Origin of the sequence: Blautia sp. AM29-29, assembly GCF_003480555.1 — a bacterium.
GTDB classification, from domain to species: Bacteria; Bacillota; Clostridia; order Lachnospirales; family Lachnospiraceae; genus Fusicatenibacter; species Fusicatenibacter saccharivorans.
The window spans coordinates 5,855-10,372 of the sequence record NZ_QUJD01000038.1; the positions used below are offsets into that span (position 1 = coordinate 5,855).

Consider the following 4,518-nt stretch of genomic DNA (forward strand, 5'->3'; position numbering starts at 1 on the left):
TTGTAAGTGACACGCCCCCGGTCATTGAGGTAAAAGGAAAGCTCATGCTTCCTCTTTTTGCTCATTCTCGGCATATTGTATTTCCTCCCGTTTTAGTGTATGGTTTCGGGGCGATTTTCGGCAAAATTACGGTCATAGAGCCGATTAAAATCTCCCGAAGTATCAGCGATAGGGTAGACTATCCCCCTATCAGATTGTCGTGTTTCGGTATCATTTCGGTGTCAGTTCGCCAGTTCTCCCCGGTGTCGTTCCTCCCCTGAATCTCACAGCGGCGTATCGCTCCCTTTGGTACGCTCGTTTCGGTCAGGGTTCCTCCACATCCCTGCCAAAAGTCATGGCACTACATCGCCGGGGAAGCATATCCCACACAGGCTGGTCATTCGATTGGAATAATCCATCGATGAACTACCTGTATCATAGAACATTTTTGTGCCCTGTGCCGTATGTCCACAAAGTAGGAATTAGGGGTAAAAATCAGAAATTTCCACGATTGCGGAAAGTGTGATATAATCCAGATAAGCGGCAGCAATGAAACCATTGGAAAGGAGCGTGCGCCCATGAAAGGAGCAACAAGCATACAGGAACGCCTTTGGGAACTCCGCAAGGACAAAGGCTTAAATCTGGAAGAACTATCAAAGCTGACAGGCATTTCCAAATCAGCTCTTGGAAGTTATGAAAAAGAGGATTTTAAGGAAATCAATCATGGCAACCTTATCACGCTGGCAGACTTCTATGGGGTCTCTGTTGATTATCTACTGTGCCGGACAGAGAACAGGGAGCAGATCAACACACCATTGACGGAGCTGCATTTGAATGATGAGATGGTGGCACTGCTGAAAAGCGGTCGGATTAACAACCGTCTGCTCTGTGAGCTTGCTACACATAAAGATTTCATCAAGTTTCTTGCAGACATTGAGATTTATGTGGACGGGATTGCTACCATGCAGATTCAAAACCTCAATGCACTTGTCGATACCGTCCGGCATGAAATCATTGAACGGTATCGCCCAGGCGAAGATGACCCGCATTTGAAAGTGCTGCAAGCCGCCCATATCAGTGATGATGAGTATTTCAGTCACATGGTTCTGGATGACCTCAACCTGATTATCCGGGATATTCGGGAAGCCCACAAAAAGGACAGTGAGAGTGCGCCCCAGACCACCGTTGCCGATGAATTGAAAGAAAATCTCGAAGCAGTCGAAAATTTCAAGGGCAGCCGGGATGAAAAGCTGGTTGTCCTTTACTGCAAGCAGCTCGGTATCAACTATAAAAATCTGTCAGACGAAGAATTTCGCTGGCTGATTCGGATTCTCAAAAAATCAAAGAAAATGGGAACGCCTATCAGCCAGAGGAAAAAACGGTAAAAAAAACCGCTGTTGCATGGTTGGGGTGCCTTCCATGTAGCAGCGGTTCTTGCTGTGGTTATTATTTCATTCGTTTTCTTAATATCCGGCGATAATTTGTTTCTCCCTTTGGTGCGTCCTGTATAATTTCCAACACACCATCTTCAAGCATTTTATCAATGCGATTAGAAATCCATACATCACTAATTCCAAGTTGATATTTTCCTAAAACATTACCTATAACAATAGCCATTTTGAATTGCTCTGGCTGTTCTGCAATTTCACGAAGAATGAAACTATCATATATTTCTTCATTCCTTTCGCTTCGCTCAAGGCACAAACAAGTTATGAAAAATGTTGTGCCCCTCCACTTTTTGAATTATAATTCTTATATGGAATAGCAATACACTACAGAGCACGGGAGGAGGAGTGGCGATTTTTTTTCGACCCCGCATATATATATGTGCCGTCATCCTTACAAGCACAAACAAGTGGGACTTTGAGCCCGGACTCTTATCATTGGTAATAAACCATGTTTATTTAGTCGCAGGATGACAGTCAATGTTGCTATTCCTTTTTTATTTAAGGTGGTGATATACCTATGATGAAGTTAAAATACTCCATCTGCTGTGGGCTTGATGTCCACAAAAATGTTATCGTTGCAACTATCGTAACTACTAACTCACAAGGAATATCTGAATACCTTCAAAAATCTTTTTCTACCATCAACTCAGATATTCAAAAGTTTCACGACTGGCTTATTGAGAATAATTGTTATCACGTTTGTATGGAATCCACTGGAAAGTATTGGATTCCTATTTTTAATTATCTCGAAAACGACATTGAGGTGTGTCTTACACACCCTAAATACGTCAAAGCCATCAAAGGCAAGAAGACTGATAAAAAGGATTCCAAATGGATCGCTGACCTTTATAAATTCGATTTGGTCAGATGCTCCTTTATTCCTCCGAAGGATTTTCGCCAGCTTAGAGAACTCGCAAGATACCGCTTCAAACTGGTGTGTATGAAATCTTCTGAGAAAAACAGAATCCAAAACTGTATGACCGTTTCCAATATCGGCATTGCAAGCATTCTCTCCGACCCTTTTGGTAAAACAGCCACTGAGATTATGTCTTATTTGCTGGAACACACCTCAGAATCTATGGACGAAAAAGCAGTCCGTAAGCTCATCAAAAAAGGAGCAAAAGCAAAATCCGATGAAATCATTGAAGCTATCAAAGGTTACAATATCGAAACGGATCAGGCTAAAAAACTCGAATTGGCTCGTGCCCATTTGGATTATCTTGATGATATGATTACCCAAACAGAAGTGGAACTTTATGTTCGTATCAAGCCTTATTATGAGTTTGTTGAATTTGTTTCCTCTATGCCTGGCATGACCGAACTCAGCTCCACGATTATACTGGCAGAAATCGGTATCAACATGGATATCTTTGACGATGTGAAACATCTCTGCTCCTGGTGTGGGCTTTCACCGGCTAACAACGAATCTGCCGGCAAGAAAAAATCCGTCCGTATTGCAAAAGCTGGTGCCTATTTGAAACCTATGATGGTTCAGTGTGCTCTTGCAGCGATCAAAAACAAAAAGGAACCTTACTTTGCAATCAAATATGGGCGAATCAAGAAACGTCGTGGTCATAAAAAAGCCATTATTGCCATTGCACGAATGATGATGGTCTGCATCTACCACATGGTTTCCGAAAAGAAACCTTTCTCTCCTACGGATTACGAGGAATTGATGGACCCTCAAAATCATGTAGAGAGAGTTGTATTAAATGAAAACAATGTTTTCGCTTACCTTGAATCTCTTGGGTACGATAGTTCTCAGTTAGTAAAACGCAACGATTACTAATCTCTATTCTATAGTTTTTCAAATGGGGGAATTATGTCCCCTTATTTAAGTGCGTCTCAATTTCTGCTTTATTTTCACTCTTATCTTCTGAAACACTTTGCAATTTACCATTTAGCATTGCACGCAAAGGTGCATTTTCATTTTGAAGTTGATTCCATTTCATAGCACAAGCTGAAAGAAATACAGGCTTAGCTTTTTCTTGTAGAATTATATATTTTCCCCATTCGCCAGGAGAAACCTCACCCCATGCTATTTTGGATGTCATAGTATTTTCTTTTCCATATTCCCAGGCAGGTAACTTAACCAAATAAATTGTTGTCTGACAGTTTAATGGTCGAAGTTGTTTCATAAGCCAGTACATACCGCAAAATTCATCCGGATTATAGCTATACCAAATACGAACTTCTTCCCCAGCTACATATCGTTCAATAACCGAAGACAATGTAGTTTTAATTTTCTGTATTTTTTCTTCAACCTGATAGTCTAAATCCTCTACAAACCAGACAGACAGCATTTTCTTGAGAACATTTTTCCGCTGTTCGCCAATTCCATTATCAGAAATATCTCCCACACTAAGAGCCATATCAAAACAATAAACATCACTGCTCTTGCCTCCCAATGGAATAGCATTCTCCCAAGCAATATGTTCTTGTTCCTGTGCTTGAATTTGTGCTTCTTTCATTTCATCTGAAGATGGAACACTCCCATCTTCGTGCCTCATAAAGACCGAAACTGCACTTCCTCTATACTTTCCCTTACCGTAAGTTTGGGCAATTTTCAAACTTCCACAGGCACTTTCACCAAATACAATTTCAATCATCTTATATACCTCCGATTTAATTACTCCCGTATGAATAAATTATATCATGCAAAACAATTTCTTCTGCCCGGTTGTGAATGTTATTACAACGCTGCACCCATTCCATTTGTTGAGTTCGCTTCAATTCCTCTGTCACGCCCTCGGTGGCTTTCATCTGCTCCATGATAGTGTCTAACCGTTCCTGTGCCTGTTCGTTCAGGTCTGCAAGATATGTCCACAATTCTCCGGTCAGTATCAATGTATTCAATCTGGCTGGGTGGACTTCCCTTAAATATTCCCGGTGCATCCGTCCGTACTTTCCGATAGGGCGGTGTTCCTCCGGCAGTTTCAAGTCCGGGATGTAGTAATCTCCGACAAGGATATAATCAATTCCGTTTTCCGTTATTCTTGGTTTCAATTCTCTCATGTTCCTTACCTCCTGTGGAAGCAGGCTCGTCTGGTACTAACTCAATCACATCGGTAATCTCACAATTCAGCGTTTC

The 4,518-nt window shown here is 41.5% G+C and carries 3 protein-coding genes and 3 pseudogenes; 2 read left to right on the top strand and 4 right to left on the bottom strand.

All coding sequences use genetic code 11. The features are described from left to right. Window positions 1–557 precede the first annotated feature (557 nt). Window positions 558–1,364 carry a helix-turn-helix domain-containing protein gene (locus tag DW769_RS15990; RefSeq protein WP_009296084.1) on the top strand — a complete coding sequence of 269 codons (807 nt, stop codon included), beginning with the start codon at window positions 558–560 and terminating at the stop codon, window positions 1,362–1,364. Between the two features lie 61 nt (window positions 1,365–1,425). Here DW769_RS15990 and DW769_RS15995 read toward each other — a convergent pair. Further along, a pseudogene (locus DW769_RS15995) lies at window positions 1,426–1,659 on the bottom strand (DUF3658 domain-containing protein); the annotation flags it as partial. 285 nt (window positions 1,660–1,944) lie between these two features. Here DW769_RS15995 and DW769_RS16000 point away from each other — a divergent pair. After that, window positions 1,945–3,216, top strand: a complete 1,272-nt coding sequence (locus DW769_RS16000; RefSeq protein WP_117471397.1) for an IS110 family transposase — start codon at window positions 1,945–1,947, stop codon at window positions 3,214–3,216. Between the two features lie 82 nt (window positions 3,217–3,298). Here the strand turns inward: DW769_RS16000 and DW769_RS16005 are convergent. From DW769_RS16005 to DW769_RS16015, 3 genes and pseudogenes are all read right to left on the bottom strand, one after another. Beyond that, window positions 3,299–4,036: pseudogene (locus tag DW769_RS16005) on the bottom strand (DUF1835 domain-containing protein); the annotation flags it as partial. Between the two features lie 16 nt (window positions 4,037–4,052). Further along, complete coding sequence (locus DW769_RS16010) at window positions 4,053–4,442, bottom strand: TnpV protein (RefSeq protein ID WP_009296082.1); 390 nt, start codon at window positions 4,440–4,442, stop codon at window positions 4,053–4,055. After that, window positions 4,402–4,518: pseudogene (locus DW769_RS16015) on the bottom strand (helix-turn-helix domain-containing protein); the annotation flags it as partial. The gene DW769_RS16010 and the pseudogene DW769_RS16015, both read right to left, overlap by 41 nt.

What these genes read in the sequence shown, in the direction of transcription:
- DW769_RS15990 (WP_009296084.1), top strand. Translation starts at nt 558, where the DNA reads ATGAAAGGAGCAACAAGCATACAGGAACGCCTTTGGGAACTCCGCAAG.
- DW769_RS16000 (WP_117471397.1), top strand. Translation starts at nt 1,945, where the DNA reads ATGATGAAGTTAAAATACTCCATCTGCTGTGGGCTTGATGTCCACAAA.
- DW769_RS16010 (WP_009296082.1), bottom strand. Translation starts at nt 4,442, where the DNA reads ATGAGAGAATTGAAACCAAGAATAACGGAAAACGGAATTGATTATATC.